Origin of the sequence: Herbidospora mongoliensis, from assembly GCF_001570545.1 — a bacterium.
Taxonomy (GTDB): Bacteria; Actinomycetota; Actinomycetes; order Streptosporangiales; family Streptosporangiaceae; genus Herbidospora; species Herbidospora mongoliensis.
The window spans coordinates 230,442-245,044 of the sequence record NZ_BBXD01000021.1; the positions used below are offsets into that span (position 1 = coordinate 230,442).

General features: G+C 70.2%; 12 protein-coding genes. 5 read left to right on the forward strand and 7 right to left on the reverse strand.

All coding sequences use genetic code 11. The features are described from left to right. The first annotated feature begins 280 nt into the window (after window positions 1-280). The 3 genes from AW272_RS45755 to AW272_RS31685 are packed head-to-tail and all read left to right on the forward strand — an operon-like array spanning window position 281 to window position 4,603. On the forward strand, window positions 281-2,656 hold the full coding sequence (locus tag AW272_RS45755) for an acyltransferase family protein (protein ID WP_083958902.1): 2,376 nt from the start codon (window positions 281-283) through the stop codon (window positions 2,654-2,656). Window positions 2,657-2,716: 60 nt separating this feature from the next. Beyond that, the gene (locus AW272_RS31680; RefSeq protein WP_066373017.1) at window positions 2,717-3,835 is read left to right on the forward strand and encodes a glycosyltransferase family 4 protein; all 1,119 of its coding nucleotides are present in this window, start codon (window positions 2,717-2,719) and stop codon (window positions 3,833-3,835) included. Window positions 3,836-3,874: 39 nt separating this feature from the next. Next, window positions 3,875-4,603, forward strand: coding sequence for an acetoacetate decarboxylase family protein (locus AW272_RS31685; protein ID WP_066373019.1), 729 nt, complete (start codon window positions 3,875-3,877; stop codon window positions 4,601-4,603). Here the strand turns inward: AW272_RS31685 and AW272_RS31690 are convergent. From AW272_RS31690 to AW272_RS45765, 6 genes are all read right to left on the reverse strand, one after another. Beyond that, window positions 4,600-5,481 carry a glycosyltransferase family 2 protein gene (locus AW272_RS31690; protein WP_066373020.1) on the reverse strand — a complete coding sequence of 294 codons (882 nt, stop codon included), beginning with the start codon at window positions 5,479-5,481 and terminating at the stop codon, window positions 4,600-4,602. The genes AW272_RS31685 and AW272_RS31690 overlap by 4 nt on opposite strands. Window positions 5,482-5,630: 149 nt before the next feature. Further along, a complete protein-coding gene (locus AW272_RS31695) occupies window positions 5,631-6,389 on the reverse strand; it encodes a CDP-alcohol phosphatidyltransferase family protein (RefSeq protein ID WP_066373021.1) in 759 nt (252 codons plus the stop codon). Further along, complete coding sequence (locus AW272_RS31700) at window positions 6,367-7,407, reverse strand: iron-containing alcohol dehydrogenase family protein (protein ID WP_066373022.1); 1,041 nt, start codon at window positions 7,405-7,407, stop codon at window positions 6,367-6,369. Before AW272_RS31700 ends, AW272_RS31695 begins: the two co-directional genes overlap by 23 nt. A 29-nt stretch (window positions 7,408-7,436) precedes the next feature. Next, window positions 7,437-8,168 carry a phosphocholine cytidylyltransferase family protein gene (locus tag AW272_RS31705; protein WP_066373124.1) on the reverse strand — a complete coding sequence of 244 codons (732 nt, stop codon included), beginning with the start codon at window positions 8,166-8,168 and terminating at the stop codon, window positions 7,437-7,439. A gap of 93 nt (window positions 8,169-8,261) precedes the next feature. Further along, window positions 8,262-8,888 (reverse strand): DUF5941 domain-containing protein, encoded by a 627-nt coding sequence (locus tag AW272_RS45760; protein WP_083958906.1) that lies wholly within the window; start codon window positions 8,886-8,888, stop codon window positions 8,262-8,264. Next, complete coding sequence (locus AW272_RS45765; RefSeq protein ID WP_066373024.1) at window positions 8,885-10,303, reverse strand: CDP-alcohol phosphatidyltransferase family protein; 1,419 nt, start codon at window positions 10,301-10,303, stop codon at window positions 8,885-8,887. Before AW272_RS45765 ends, AW272_RS45760 begins: the two co-directional genes overlap by 4 nt. 165 nt (window positions 10,304-10,468) lie before the next feature. Between AW272_RS45765 and AW272_RS31720 the strand changes: the two genes are divergently transcribed. Further along, window positions 10,469-11,863: a bifunctional cytidylyltransferase/SDR family oxidoreductase gene (locus AW272_RS31720; RefSeq protein ID WP_066373127.1), complete on the forward strand. Its 1,395-nt coding sequence runs from the start codon at window positions 10,469-10,471 to the stop codon at window positions 11,861-11,863. Window positions 11,864-11,872: 9 nt separating this feature from the next. Further along, window positions 11,873-13,564: a CDP-glycerol glycerophosphotransferase family protein gene (locus AW272_RS31725; protein ID WP_066373025.1), complete on the forward strand. Its 1,692-nt coding sequence runs from the start codon at window positions 11,873-11,875 to the stop codon at window positions 13,562-13,564. Here AW272_RS31725 and AW272_RS31730 read toward each other — a convergent pair. Further along, window positions 13,544-14,560, reverse strand: a complete 1,017-nt coding sequence (locus AW272_RS31730; RefSeq protein ID WP_083958908.1) for a glycosyltransferase family 2 protein — start codon at window positions 14,558-14,560, stop codon at window positions 13,544-13,546. The genes AW272_RS31725 and AW272_RS31730 overlap by 21 nt on opposite strands. Window positions 14,561-14,603 lie beyond the last annotated feature (43 nt).

Sequence of the window (14,603 nt, forward strand, 5' to 3'; positions counted from 1 at the left end):
TCCCCCTGTTTGACGGGCCTTTCAGCCACCTGGAGGGCGGATTCCGGATTTCCCGGAGATTCCGCCCTCCTGCGACATCCCGGCGACAAGAACGTTAAGGTGGGGTGTCCGGCCTGGGCGCCCCGGTCTCCTTTCCGCCATTCCGGAGGCATTGTCAGGCCTTGTCTGGTTCCGTCCCCTGACAGATAGCTGAGCGTTCTTCCGTGAGTGACACGTGAGCGACATCCGAAACCGCCCCCCGGTTCCGAATCCGGACGCTGAGGACGCACCCACGGGAGTGATGGGCCGGATCACCGACGACACCCACCTCGACCTCCCCGTCATCCCCGCCGACCCCCTGGCCCCCGGCCAGCCGGTCGACCCCCAGGGCCCGACCGGAACGGGCCCCCACCACCCGTCCGACGCTCACAGCGCTTTCGGCATGGGCCCCCAGGGCAGCGGTTTCGGGGCGAACAACCAGCTGGGCGACGATCGCGGCGCATTCGGAGCGGGCTCCCAGCAGCCAGGCGACGCGCAGGGCGCTTATGGAACCGGCCCTCACCAGAGCTTCGGAACGGGTCCCCAGCAGCCGGGCGACGCTCGGGGTGGTTTCGGAACGGGTCCCCAGCAAGCAGGCGATTCTCAGAGCGCCTATGGAACGGGCCCCCAGCAGGGCTACGGAACGGGTTCCCCGCAGCCGGGCGACGCTCAGGGCGGTTTCGGAACGGGTCCCCAGCAGACCGCCGACGGTTACGGCGCGCCCGGAACCGGGCGGCCGGGTGAGCACCACGGCGTGCACGCGACCGGCCCGCAGCAGCTCCCGCCGAACCCCTACGCCTCGGGCGGGCAGCTCGCCGACTCCTTTGCGCCGCCGGGACATCCGTCGCCCTTCCCCGGCTCCTTAGACGGTTCCTTCTCCGGTACCGGCCCAGTGGCCACCCCCGGCGCGAGCCCGGGAGGACACCCCGGGCCGTTCCCCGGAGCAGGCCAGGCAGGACAGCCCGGTTCCTACGCGGGCACCGGCCCGCTGGCCGCTCCCGGCGCCTTCCCCGGCACGCACCCGGCAGGCGGCCCCGGGCCGTTCCCCGGCGCGGGCCCGGGAGGACACCCCGGTTCCTACCCCGGTGCCGGTCCGCTCGCCGCGCCCACCAACGCCTCCACCGCCGACCCGCTGCCGCAGCGCAAGCCTCGTGACCAGCGCGGCGCGGGCGGCGACGCCCCTCCCGAGGGGTTCGACTACTTCGGCGGCGGCGGCCCCAAGGACGACCCGCGAGGCCAGCAGCCCGGTGCCCCCGCAGGACAGCGGATCCCCCACACGCCCGGCCCTCACCTCGGCGCCCCGGCGGGCCAGCGCATCCCCCACGCGGCCGCCGCGCAGGGCCCGCCCCCAGGTGCTCCCCAGGGTGGCCAGAACGGGCCGGAGGCCCCGGCCGACTGGAGCCCGTGGCAGCAGCAGCGCCGCCGCTCCCCCTATGACCCGCCGTCGGCCCCGCTGCCCACCCAGCCGCCCGGGTTCGAGAACTTCCAGACCGACAGCTTCGCTGCCGTCGGCGCCCACAACACCGGCGGCTTCCCGGAGTCCCCCTCCATGCCGCTCCCCGCCTGGGCGGCCACCCCGCCCACGTCCGCGCCCCCGGGGGCATACGGAGGCGAGGAGGCCCAGCCGGCCAAGAAGCCGCGCTCCCCCTACCTCGACAACGTCAAGTTCATCCTGATCGCCCTGGTCATCTCCAGCCACGCGCTCCGGGACACGATCAACGCCGACCCGGCGAACAAGGCCGGGTACATCTGGGCGTTCGCGTTCCACATGCCGCTCTTCGTCATGATCAGCGGTTATCTGTCGCGGAACTTCTGGGATTCCAAGGGCAAGGTCAACAAGCTCGTCGACACGATCCTCATCCCGTATGTGATCGTGGAGTTCGGTTACGCCGCGCTGCGCTGGGGTCTCGGCGGCAAGTGGACGCTGACCATCACCGACCCGGCCTGGATGAACTGGTATCTGGTCGCGCTGCTGCTCTGGCGGATCACGGTCCCGGTGTGGAAGCGGCTGCGCTGGCCGTTCCCGGTGGCCGTGGCGGTCTATCTGATCTCGGGCTTCTCCCAGCTCGAACAGGACTTCAGCATGGACCGGTTCTTCGGCCTGCTGCCGTTCTTCGTGCTCGGCATGATCCTTCAGCCGCAGCACTTCGAATGGCTGCAGAAGTCGTGGGTCCGCATGGTCAGCGCCTTCGTGCTCGCCGCCTGGACCGCCGCCGCGATCGTGCTCGCGCCCGACCTCGGCCTGAAGATCTTCTACAACCGGTACAGCTATGCCGACCTCAACCAGGAGTGGTGGTACGCCCTCGGCTTCCGCCTGGCCTGGATGGTGGGCGTGCTGGCGCTCTGTTTCGCGGTTCTCTCGATCATCCCCAAGCGCGAGACGTGGTTCAGCGACCTCGGCACCCGGACCCTGTACGCCTATCTCCTCCACGGCATCCCGATCCTGATCCTGAAGGACTTCGGGCTGCTGAAGCTGTCGTGGCTGGAGGGGCCGCTCGGCACCCTGGCCATCATCGTGAGCTCGTTCGTCCTGGCGATCATCCTGTGTCTGCCGGTCACCCGTGCCGTCTTCAGGTGGGTGCTGGAACCGCGCCTGACCTGGCTCTACCGGAAGCCGCAGTCGGAAGTTCAGCCGTAGTTCGGCTGCGGTTAACGCCCCGCATCCGGGCATGTCGGACCTGCCGGTCAGCCTCACTCCATGAAGGTATGTGTCGGCACGGTCGTCCATCATCCGGAGGACGCCCGGATCATGCACCGGCAGATCCGGGCGCTGCTCGACGCGGGCCATGAGGTCACGTACGTGGCGCCGTTCACGCACTGCAACGTGACTCCGCAGCCGGGCATCCGGGCGATCGACGTGCCCCGGGCCGTCGGGCTGCACCGGGCCAAGGCGCTGCGGGCGGCGAAGAGCGCGCTGAAGCGTGGCTGCGCCGACGCCGACCTTCTGCTGGTGCACGACATCGAACTGCTCCTGGCGCTGCCGAGGCGGCGTCCGGTGACGGTGTGGGACGTGCACGAGGACACGGTCGCCGCGCTCGACGCGAAGCCGTACCTGCCGGACTTCGCGCGCACCACCCTCCCGCCGCTGCTGCGGAACCTGGAGGCGCGCGCGGAGCGGCGCCTGCACCTGATCCTGGCCGAGGAGTCCTACCGCGACCGGTTCGCCAAGGACCATCCGGTGGTGCCCAACCACACCTACGTCGCCGAGGTCGCGCCACCGCCGCCGGGCGAGTCCCGGGTCGTGTACGTCGGCCACATCTCCGAGGCGCGCGGCGCCGCCGAGATGATCGAACTGGCCCGGCTGCTGCGGCCCCACGGGATCAGGCTCGACCTGATCGGCCCCGCCGACGCTGACGTGCGGCCGATGCTGCGTGACGCGCAGCGGACCGGGCTGCTCGACTGGTTCGGGTACGTCCCCAACCGCCACGCCCTGCGGATGGCCCAGGGCGCCCTGGCCGGCCTGTCGCTGCTGCACGACGTGCCGAACTACCGCGAGTCGATGCCGACCAAGGTGATCGAGTACATGGCCCAGGGCGTGCCGGTGATCACGACGCCGCTCCCGAAGGCCGTGGAGGCCATGAAGGGCTGCGGCACGGTCGTGCCGTTCGGCGACGTCCAAGCGGCCTACCGGGCGGTGCTGGAGCTCCGCGACGACCCCGCACGCCGCACGAAGATCGCCGCCGAGGGCCACGCCGAAGCGCGCGCCTCCTACCACTGGCCCGACCGGGCGCCCGAGTTCGTCGGCCTGCTGGAGAACTGGGCCTCGGCCCACAGCAGGGTGCCGGTCCGCGGCGGGCACCGCGCCGTAGCGGTCTGAGGCTGTACGGCTTGGCCTCTACGTTGATGTACTGGTCTTATGGCTAGCCATCTCATCCAGGGCCGCCGGGTGGACCTTCCGGTGGAGGTCAGGGACGCGGCGGCGGGCGCGGCGACCTATCTCGTGCGGGCCGACGCGGCCCGTGCGGTGATCGCCTACTCGGGGCTCGACGTGACCGAGATCCTCCCGGGGAAGGCGCTGTGCACGCTGCTCTTCGCCGACTACAAGGACTCCGACCTGGGGTCCTACCACGAGTTCGGGGTCATCTTCTGGGTCCGTCCGCCGGAGGCCGGGCCACCGCCTCGACGTTCGGCGCGGGCCGGCGTGCTCGACATCCGGGCCAGCGGGTCGGCCGCCTTCGTCCACTGGCTGCCGGTCGACCAGACGTTCACGCTGGAGGCGGGCCGGGAGATCTGGGGCTTCCCGAAAGAGCTGGCCGACATCGACGTGCGCCAGAAGACGCCCTTCAAGCGCTGTGTGCTGCGTAAGGACGGGCGGCTGGTGCTCGACATCCTGCTGCGGCCCGGTGTGCCCGTGCTGAAGGCGGGGCTGCCGGCGCTGGAGGCGTTCGCGCAGCGGGACGGCGTGACGCGGCGTACCGGCTGGAGTGTGAAGGCGAGCGGTGTGCGGGCCCGGCCGGGCGGCGCGCTGATCCGGCTGGGCAACCACCCGATCGCCAAGGAACTCAGCGAACTGGGGCTGCCGAAGCGGGCGCTGACCTCCATGACGGCCGCACACGTCGCCATGAGCTTCGGGAAGGCCTTCTAGACGATCGGCGGGCGGCCGAGCTTGAGCATGTGCCAGGCCGTCCGCCACGCCATCGGGCGGCGTTCGCCCGCGGGCTCCCGCCAGCCTTCGGCGAAGCCGCGGAACCAGGCGCGCAGCGCGAACGGCGAGCGGTCGCGCAGGAGGGTCAGCAGCATCCAGTTGCCCAGGTAGGCCAGCACCAGCGGCCACGGCAGGTTGCGCCGGGCCAGCCAGACGCGGTTGCGCGCGTTGAGCCGGTAGAAGTCGGCGTGGCGGGTCGGCAGCACGAGCGGGTGGAACATGACCGTCTCGGCGTCGTATTCGATCCGGTAGCCCTCGCCGAGCAGCCGCCAGGCCAGGTCGGTCTCCTCGTGCGCGTAGAAGAACTTCTCCGGCAGGCCGCCGACCTGGAGGAACGCCGATCGCCTGATGGCGCAGGCACCGCCCAGGAACGTCGTCACGGGCGAGCTCCGCTCGGGGTCGCCGGCCCGCAGGCGCGGGACGTGGCGGCGCTGCACGATCCCGCCGTCGGGGTCCATCACGCGGAAGGAGATCACCGCGAGGTCGGGCTCGGCCGCGAAACGCTCGCGGACGTGCGCGGCGACCTTGTCGTTGGCATACCAGCCGTCGTCGTCGAGGAAGAGCACGACGTCGCCCGAGCACTCCTGCGTGCCCCGGTTGCGCCCCTCGGGGATGCCCACGTTGTGGTCGAGGCGGACGGTCTTCACGACCGCTGAGGAACCCGGCTGGGGCTCCACGTTCAGCGGCGGAACGTCAACCCCGTTGCCCACAACCACAACTTCGATATCACCATCGACCTGCGTCAACGCCGATTCGACGGCGCGGTCAAGCTCCGGGATGCGGTTACCCATCGTGAGGATGACGCAGGAAATCTTCATGCGTCATCGCCCCGGCGCGAGGTGGGAGACACACGATTTCATGATCACCGAGTCTTTTTGGGTGGGCAAATCCGGACTAAGCGTATCGGAACCAGCGGCGAACACCCACCAAACGCGAAGTGTCCGGGCAAGAGAGATCGCCGCAAAACTCAAGCGAGCCGCCGGGAGGCGAGGATGCTCACCAAGTGCAGAATAAGTTGCACCGCACCGATGATCGCGCACGCCACGACGAGAATACGGGTCGCCGGGAACCAGAAGTCGAGCACGGCCGCCACCACCACGATGAGTGACAACTCCACTGCCTGGATCACCCGGTGGAACCGCAGCGCCGCCGCGGCCCGCCGGGCCATGGCCAGCTTGCGCGACTGGAACTGGGTGCCCGAGACCTCGGTCGCCGCGATCAGCCCCGACCGGGCCCGCGCGACGTCGACCAGGTCGGTCTCCGCCTTGATCAGGATCGCGCCGAGAGCGGCGGCGAACCCGAGCACGGTGTACCAGTCGGGCCACACCTCGGAGGCCCGGAAGCCCAGGCCGATGAGGATCGCGGCCTCGGCGAAGTAGTGGCCCACCCGGTCGAGGTAGACCCCGGTCAGGGAGGTGCGGCCGGTCCAGCGGGCGAGTTCGCCGTCGGAACAGTCGAGCAGCAGGTAGAGCTGCACCAGCAGGGCGGCCAGCACGGCGGCGGCCAGTCCGGGCAGAACCAGCACCGCGCCCGCCCCCACGCCGGTCACGATCATCAGACCCGTGACCTGGTTGGGGGTGATGGGGGTCTTGGCCAGCGCCCAGGTGACGTAGATGGACAACTTGCGCATGTAGAGCAGGCCGGCCCAGTGTTCACCGTTGCGGCGCTCAAGGGTCATTTCGGGCTGCGCCTTGGCGCGAACCTCAGCGACCGACGGCGTGGACATAACCCTCAACTCGATCACGGATCTCGGACTCGGAAAGACGCAGGTGTTCCAGGATGGTGAACCGCCCCGGACGGGTCGACGGGGCCAGCATGACGGCCTCGACGAACTGGTCGGAGGTCAGGCCGATGTCACCATGGGTCAGGGGAAGCTCGTGCCCGCGCAGGCACGCGACGACCTGGCCGAACCGCGCTTCGTCCTCCCGCAGGTAATAGCAGAAGGCCGCGCCGATTCCGGCCAGCTCACCGTGGTTGGAGGTACCGGGGAAGAGCTGGTCCACGGCATGCATGATTTCATGATCACCGCCACTGGTGGGCCGGCTTGACCCGGCGATGACCATCGACATGCCGGAAAGAATCAACGCCTCGGCCAAGACGGTCAGGAACGCGTCGGACTCGATGGAGTCACGCCTCCCGATGATGGCCTCGGCGGCCGTGCGCGCCATCGAACAGGCCAGCCCGTCGATCGGCTCACCGCGCTCGGCGTTGCCGAGCTGCCAGTCTTCGATGGCCGACAGGTTGCTGATCACGTCGCCGACCCCCGAGCGCACCAGCGCCTTCGGGGCGTCGTGGACGAAGTCGAGGTCGATCATGATGGCCAGCGGCATCGGCACGCCGAACGAGCCCTTGCCGCCCTCGTGGGTGAGCGAGGCCACCGGTGAGCAGATGCCGTCGTGGGCCAGGTTGGTCGCCACGGCGACCATGGGGATTCCGGCCAGCGAGGCGGCGTATTTGGTGACGTCGATGGTCCGGCCGCCGCCGATGCCCACCAGCGCCTCGTAGGCGCCCTTGCGCAGGTCGGCTCCGAGGGCGACGGCGGCGTCGACCGAGCCGTCGGGCACCCGGAAGACCTCGGCGTCGCCGAGCGAGGGAGCGATGACCTTGGTGATGCGGTCGCCGAGGCCCGCGCCGACGGCCACCGCCACCCGGCCCGAGGTCGCCACCCGGCTGTCGGACAGCAGCGACCCGAGCTGCGCGATGGCGCCCCGGCGTACTTCCATCGTGATGGGGGCGGGGAGCATCCTCGCCAAAATTGGCATGTGCCCCCCTCTCAGTAGGTCGTGGCGATGACGCGGGCCTTGGCCAGATCGTCGTGGTTGTCGACCTCGACCCAGCGCACGTCGCCGATCGGCGCGACGTGGATGGTCTCGCCGCGCTCCACCATCTCCTGGTAGCCGTCTTCGTAGTAGAGCTGGGGATCGCGCTCGAAGGTGGTCCGCAGCGCGTCGGACAGGCGTTCGGCGGCGCCCGGCCGGATGAGGGTGGCGCCAATGTACTCGCCATAGGCCTCGGAAGGTTCCATCAGCTTGGTGATGCGCTTCAGCTGCTCACCGCCGAGGGTGACCTTCATCTCCTCGTCGCCCAGCGTCTTCACGTCGTCGACCGCGAGCAGCACGTCGCTGGTCTCGGGGGCGTTCAGCAGGGTGTGCTCAACGGAGACGGGGTGGACGGTGTCGCCGTTCACCAGCAGCACGCCGTTCGAGAAGTAGTCTCGGGCGCACCACAGGGAGTAGGCGTTGTTCCACTCTTCGGCCTTGTCGTTGAAGACCAGCGTCAGGTTCACACCGTGACGGTCTTCCAGCGCCGCCTTGCGGTCGACGACGGCCTGCGCCTGGTAGCCCACGATCACCACGACCTCGCGGAGGTCCACCGCGGCGAGGTTGCCCAGCGCGATGTCCAGGATCGTCGTCTCCCCGTCGACCGGCACCAGCGCCTTGGGCAGAGTGTCGGTGTAGGGCCTTAGACGGCGGCCGGCTCCAGCGGCCAGCACCATTCCCAGCAACGTGCGCTCCTTGAGGTCGAACTGCGTGTAACCCCACAGGTTAGTTGCCAACCGGACCCGAACGTGTAATCCGGTTGAGGGCTGTTGTTCAGATTAATCGTTGATGCCGAGATTGGCGGCCTCTGTCCCGGAACGCGGGGCGGCCAGCCAGCAGGTCACACTCTCCCAGCCGAACATTCCCCACAGGTAGAGAGCCAGGAGCACGAACACCGCCGTGACCCCCTCGAACCAGGCGCCCGCGGCGACCACGAGCATCCGGCCCTCCCAGCCGAATCCGGCCGCCGCCAGCCAGGCCGGCGGATAGACGTGCTGGCGAACCCGGTAAACAAGGTCGTAATGGTGGAAGAGAATAGCGCCGAGCAAGAGGAAGATGATCACCGGGGGCACCCCGTGGGCGAACCCGACCATGGCCACGAAGCCGTATTCGGTGATCCGCAGGATCGGCGGCACCAGCCAGTCGAGCCGGCCGTCGTGCCGGTGGGAGGAGCCCGGACCGGCCAGCAGCAGCGCGACCGCCGGGGCGAAGACCGCCGGGCCGTCGGTGCCGGCGATGCCGAGCGCCAGCAGCACCCCCGTCACGAACATGCCCGCCAGGGCCGGGGGCAGCGGCGGGATCTGGCCGGAGACCATCGTGCCCATCGCGCCGGAGAGAGGGCCGTCGTCGCGGTAGGCGACCACGTGCCCTGCGGGTACCGGGACGATGTGCGTCGTCGTCGTCAAAGTGACCTCGCGATCCGCCCGGTGAGCGTGTAGAGGGCGGCGATCCCGCCCCAGACCAGCAGTGCGACGAACGTGACGTGGGCGTTGAAGAACGCCGCCGTGATCGCGATGAGCGCCATGCGCTCGCCGATCGGCAGCACGATGATCTTCTTGGCCCAGCGGGTGGCGGTGCCCTTCTCGAACTTGCCGGCCAGCTGCACCAGCCGGGCCCCGTCGGCGGCCACGGCCAGCGACCGGCGGGAGTTCCCCCAGGCCGAGCCGACCTTCGCGGCGTCGGCGACCGCACCCGCGTACGAGAAGTCGACCATGTGCCGGATCGCCTGCAGCAGCATCGCGGCGACCGCCAGGGCCCAGATGTCGTCGGGGCCGGTGAGCCCGCCGACCGCTCCCCCGCTGTAGCCGATGGCCAGCCCGACGTAGACCACATACTCCTTGACCCGGTCGAACGTCGCGTCGAGCCAGGCCCCGATCGGGGAGAAGCGCCGCGTGTAGCGGGCCAGCTGCCCGTCGACGCAGTCGAGCACGAACGACAGGTAGAGCGCGACCGCCCCGGCGACCTGGGCGCCCCGGTTCCCCATGGAGAACCAGATCGCGGCCATCACGGCCAGGCCGACCGAGATGCCGGTCACCCCGTTGGGCGTCACCCGCAGCCACGCCGCCGCCTTCACGACGTGGCGCGACCAGGTGCTGACGGCGTAGGTGGAGAAGAAGCCGTCGTCCTGTTTGACCGCCGCGTCGAGCCGGGCGCGCTCCTCGTCGACCGCGCCGAGCCGGCCGAACGCCGCGTCGGCGGCCTCCTGCCCGGCCACCCGTTCGGCGTGCAGCCTGCCGAGCGGCACCGCCGCGACGGGCACCCCCGAGCGCACCAGCCCGGCCAGCAGCAGGTCGGCGGCCTCGTCGTCGCGGGCCTCGCCGAGCAGCCCGTCTCCGGCCAGCTCGCTCAGCTCGGCCGCGACGGCGGCCAGCGAGGGCAGGTCGGCGGCGCCCACGTGGAGCACGCCGAGGAAGGACGCGTTGGCTTCGACGAGCTGGTGGAAGGAGTTCCCGGCGGCGACGACCCGGTCGTTCTCGGCTCTCACCGGACCGGCGCCCGGATCAGGAGGCCCGACCAGCGCGCCGGTGCCCCGGGACGGGTGCTCCAGCAATCCGGCGATGGCCTCGGTGTGGGCGACCACGTCACCTGAGATGATGGCCAGCGGCGCGGACGCGGCGCGAGCCACGACGGCGATCTCCCCGAGGTCGTCGGCGAGGTCGCCGCCCGCGCGGCCGACCACCCTGACCGCGACCGGAATAGAGGTGAGCTGCTCGGTGAGCCGTCCGAGCACGGTGCCCCCGTCGCAGGCCAGCCGGGCCGCAGGGGTGTTGGCCAGCACGACCGCCATGGTCTGCGTGACCGTGTCGGGCTGAACCTGCATGTCAGACCCCACTTCGCTCGACGCCCGCCCTAACCCGAAAAGTAACCGAGTGATCACTAATGGGCAATCACCGTGGCGCAAGCGAGACGCGGACGGCCGGAGGCCGGTCGTGGCTCGCGTTTGGAATCTGCCCCAAGAAGTATCGTGCGGGCGGGGAGGATCAAGATGATCGAATCACGGTTGCGCACGGTCGGTGTCGTCCTGGCCGGAGGTGTCGGCCAGCGGGTCGGGCTGGGCACGCCGAAGCAGCTCCTCAAGATCGCGGGCCGGACCATCCTGGAGCACACCCTGACCGTCTTCGACGGCCATCCCGACATCGACGAGGTCGTCGTGCTGATGACCCCGGGGTTCGGTGACGAGGTTCGGGCGCTCGTGGAGCGTAACGGTTTCACGAAGGTCAGCAGGGTCATCGACGGAGGATCGAGCCGGACCGAGTCGACCTGGCGGGCCCTTTCCTCCCTGGGTGACGAGGAATGCGACGTCCTGCTCCACGACGCCGTGCGTCCCCTGATCGAGCCCCGCATCATCGCCGAGTGCGTCGCGAAGCTGCAGGAGTTCCAGGCGGTCGACGTCGCCATCCCGTCGAGCGACACGGTCGTGGTCGCGGTCCCCGGTCCTTCGGGCGAGATCATCCGTGACATCCCCGACCGCGCGTGGCTGCGGCGCGGGCAGACCCCGCAGTGTTTCCGGCTGTCGGTGATCCGCGACGCCTACCGGCGCGCGATGGCCGACCCCGGCTTCGACGAGCGGCCCGCCACCGACGACTGCGGCGTCATGCTGCGCTACCGCCCCGACGTGCCGATCGCGATCGTGCCCGGCAGCGAGCACAACATGAAGGTGACCCACCCGGTCGACGTCTACATCGCCGACAAGCTCTTCCAGCTCGCCGCCGCCACCCCGCCCGAGCCGCAGCCCGGCCTCGACCTGACCGGCAAAGTGGTGGTCGTCTTCGGCGGCTCCTACGGCATCGGCGCCGACGTCGTCGACCTGGCCCGCAAGCACGGCGCCGACACCCACGTCTTCTCCCGCTCCCACGGCGCGGTCGCGGTGCAGAATCCGGTCGCGGTGGCCGAGGCTCTCCAGGGGGTGTACGCCGCCACCGGCCGCATCGACTACGTCGTCAACACCGCCGCCGTGCTCCACATGGGCAAGCTGGCCGACACCGACCTCACGACCGTCGACGAGACGATCGGGGTCAACTACCTGGGCCCGGTCAACGTGGCCAGGGCGGCGTTCACCTACCTCGCGGAGACGCGGGGCCACCTGCTGCTCTACACCTCGTCCTCTTACACGCGCGGCCGGGCCGACTACAGCCTCTACTCCTCCACCAAGGCCGCCGTGGTCAACCTGACGCAGGCGCTGGCCGACGAGTGGGCGCCCCACGGCATCCGGGTCAACTGCGTCAACCCCGAGCGCACCGCCACGCCGATGCGCCAGCGCGCGTTCGGCGACGAACCGCCCACCTCCCTCCTTTCTCCGTACGCCGTGGCGGAGACCAGCATCGATGTGCTGGTGTCCCCTTTGACCGGACAGGTGATCGATGTGCGGCTGACTGGGTAACCCTCCCCTATGGGGAAGAAAGTCCTGGTCACAGGCATTGTGCTGGGCTCGTATCCGGTTTTGGTGGCGGCGGCGCTCGCCCCCGTGCCGTGGGTGTTCGCGGTGGCGGTGCTGGTGTCGTACACAGCGGAACTGGCGCTGCCGAAGGCGGCGGCCGACCAGCTCAGCCGGGTGCACCTGGGGGTGACGGTCCGGTTCCTGGCCAGGGAGATGGCGGCGGTGCTGCTGCTGGCCCGGCTCGGGCTGCCGTTCACGCTGCTGGCGGGCGGGCTGTTCATCTTCCACGCGATGCGGGCGACGCAGACCGGGCTGGCGCTGTTCCTGCACCGGTGGCACCACCTGCGGCCGGTCGAGTCGCGCAACCTCCAGGTCGCGCTGCCGAAGGCGCCGCCGGAGCGACTGCTCGGCCAGCGCGGCACGCGGCTGCTCTACTTCGACGCCCCGCCGGTCGTGCTGGCGGCGGCGTCGGGGCTGACGGGGGTGGTCTGGCCGACCAGCATGGGGATGACGGTGACGCTGGCCTGCATGGCGGTGGTGACGGCCGTGCTCGGGCTGCAGCTGCGGCGGGCCGCGCCGATAGCCGACAGACGGCGGGTGATCCACACGGTCGACGCCCAGGTCACGGCCTACGAGCCCGAGGTCATCCTGTACTTCTCCGGGTCGGCCAACGCCATCTACCAGGCGTCGATGTGGCTGCCGGTGCTGGAGGCGCTGCCCCGGCGGGCGCTGGTCGTGCTGCGGGAGCGGCCGCTGTTCAATGCGCTGGCCCCGACGTCGCTGCCGGTGCTGTGCATCCCGTCGGCCGTGGACATGATGAACTTCCGCGGCCTCGACAGCGCCCGGGTGGCGCTGTTCGCCTCCAACGTCGGCAACAACATCCACATGCTGCGGGTGCCGGGTGTGGTGAGCGTGTTCGTCGGCCACGGCGACAGTGACAAGGAGGCGTCGTTCAATCCGTACACGAAGGTCTATGACCAGGTCTGGGTGGCCGGACCGGCCGGTCGCGACCGCTACCGGCGGGCCGACGTCGGGGTGCGCGACGACGCGATCGTCGAGGTGGGACGGCCGCAGCTGGCCGGGATCAGCGAGAAGGGGCCGCAGGTGCGGTCGGTGCTCTACGCCCCCACGTGGGAGGGCTGGACCGACGACCTGTTCCACAGTTCGGTGGCGGCGATGGGGCCCTATCTGATCGACGCGCTGCTCGCCGAAGGGGTCAGGGTCGTCTACAAGCCCCACCCGCTGACCGGGCACCGGTCGATGGCCTTCCGCCGGGCGCACGGCGCGATCCTGGAACGGCTGCGCCGCGAACACCCCGACTCGGGCGCGGTGGTGCTGGGTTCGAACCCGAACCTGTACGACTGCTTCAACGACGCCGACCTGCTGATCAGCGACATCTCGAGTGTGGTCGCCGACTTCATGGCCTCGGGCAAGCCCTATGTCGTCACCAACGTGGCCGGCAAGGAGCGCGCGGAGTTCGTCACCCGCTATCCGTCGGCCGGGGCCGCCTACCTGCTGTCGAAGGACCTGCGGGAACTCCCGGAGATCCTGGCCCAGCTCTCGAAGGACCCGGGCGAGGACGAACTCGCCGACGCCCGCCACCGCCTGCGCGGCTACCTGCTCGGCGACGGCGAACCGATGGCCCGGTTCGCCGCGGCCGTCGACGAGGCCTACCGGCAGGGACTAATGAAACAGGTCCTGTAAGCCGATCGTCTCCTGCTTCTTGCGCAGCCGCTTCGGGCTGGTGATGAAGCCGGCGCCCCATGACATGTGCATGGTGGCGTAGACGACCGGGAGGCGCAGCAGGGCGGCCGGTTCGAGATCGCGGCCGGTCAGCACCGAACCGGCGGCGATCGCCAGCAGGTAGCCGACCGGGACGATCAGCGCGAGCGGCCAGAAGATCGCGGCGATCAGGCCCAGCACGATCGCCGTGACGGCGATCGGCGGCGCCAGGTAGCGCAGGTTGATGGTGCCCTGGTGGGTGCGGGCCACGACCCGCCGCCAGCGGCCGTAGTGGAAGTATTGGCTGGCCAGGGCGCCGGCGGTGGCGCGCGGCCGGTAGGAGACCCGCATGCGCGGCTGGAACCACACGAGGCCGCCGGTGGCCCGGATGCGGTGGTTCATCTCCCAGTCCTGCGCGCGCTGGAAGTGTTCGTCGTAGCCGCCGACGCGCTCGAGCGCGGTGCGGCGGAACACGCCCAGATAGACGGTGTCGGCCGGGCCGCCCTCGCCGCCGACGTGGAACGCGGCGTTGCCGACCCCGATCTTCGAGGTCATCGCCCGCGCGACCGCCTTCTCGAACGGGCTGACGCCCTCGGCGGCCATGATGCCGCCGACGTTGTCGGCACCGGTCTGCTGAAGGGTCTCCACGGCGGTGCGCACATAGTCGCGCGGCAGCATGGCGTGGCCGTCGCAGCGGGCCACCACCTCGCCCTTGGAGGCGTTGATCGCGGCGTTGAGCGCCTGAGGGGTGCGGCCCGTGGGATTGGGCACCAGGGTCACCCGGGGGTCGGCCGCGGCGAGCGCGTCGGCGACCTGTTGAGTCCGGTCACGGGAGGGCCCCACCGCCAGGACCACGTCGATGGGGCCCGCATAGTCCTGATCGAGGACCTGCTGGACCGCTTCGCGTAGATGCCGTTCTTCGTTCAGCACCGGCATGATGACGGAGACCGTGGGGGGCGCGTCGGGGAAGGGGTTCATGGCTGCGCTCACGCTACTGTACGAGGGGGCGTGGACGGCAACC

Coding starts and splice junctions, on each gene's coding strand:
- AW272_RS45755 (WP_083958902.1), top strand. CDS start 281: ATGGGCCGGATCACCGACGACACCCACCTCGACCTCCCCGTCATCCCC.
- AW272_RS31680 (WP_066373017.1), top strand. CDS start 2,717: ATGAAGGTATGTGTCGGCACGGTCGTCCATCATCCGGAGGACGCCCGG.
- AW272_RS31685 (WP_066373019.1), top strand. CDS start 3,875: ATGGCTAGCCATCTCATCCAGGGCCGCCGGGTGGACCTTCCGGTGGAG.
- AW272_RS31690 (WP_066373020.1), bottom strand. CDS start 5,481: ATGAAGATTTCCTGCGTCATCCTCACGATGGGTAACCGCATCCCGGAG.
- AW272_RS31695 (WP_066373021.1), bottom strand. CDS start 6,389: ATGTCCACGCCGTCGGTCGCTGAGGTTCGCGCCAAGGCGCAGCCCGAA.
- AW272_RS31700 (WP_066373022.1), bottom strand. CDS start 7,407: ATGCTCCCCGCCCCCATCACGATGGAAGTACGCCGGGGCGCCATCGCG.
- AW272_RS45765 (WP_066373024.1), bottom strand. CDS start 10,303: ATGCAGGTTCAGCCCGACACGGTCACGCAGACCATGGCGGTCGTGCTG.
- AW272_RS31720 (WP_066373127.1), top strand. CDS start 10,469: ATGATCGAATCACGGTTGCGCACGGTCGGTGTCGTCCTGGCCGGAGGT.
- AW272_RS31725 (WP_066373025.1), top strand. CDS start 11,873: ATGGGGAAGAAAGTCCTGGTCACAGGCATTGTGCTGGGCTCGTATCCG.
- AW272_RS31730 (WP_083958908.1), bottom strand. CDS start 14,560: ATGAACCCCTTCCCCGACGCGCCCCCCACGGTCTCCGTCATCATGCCG.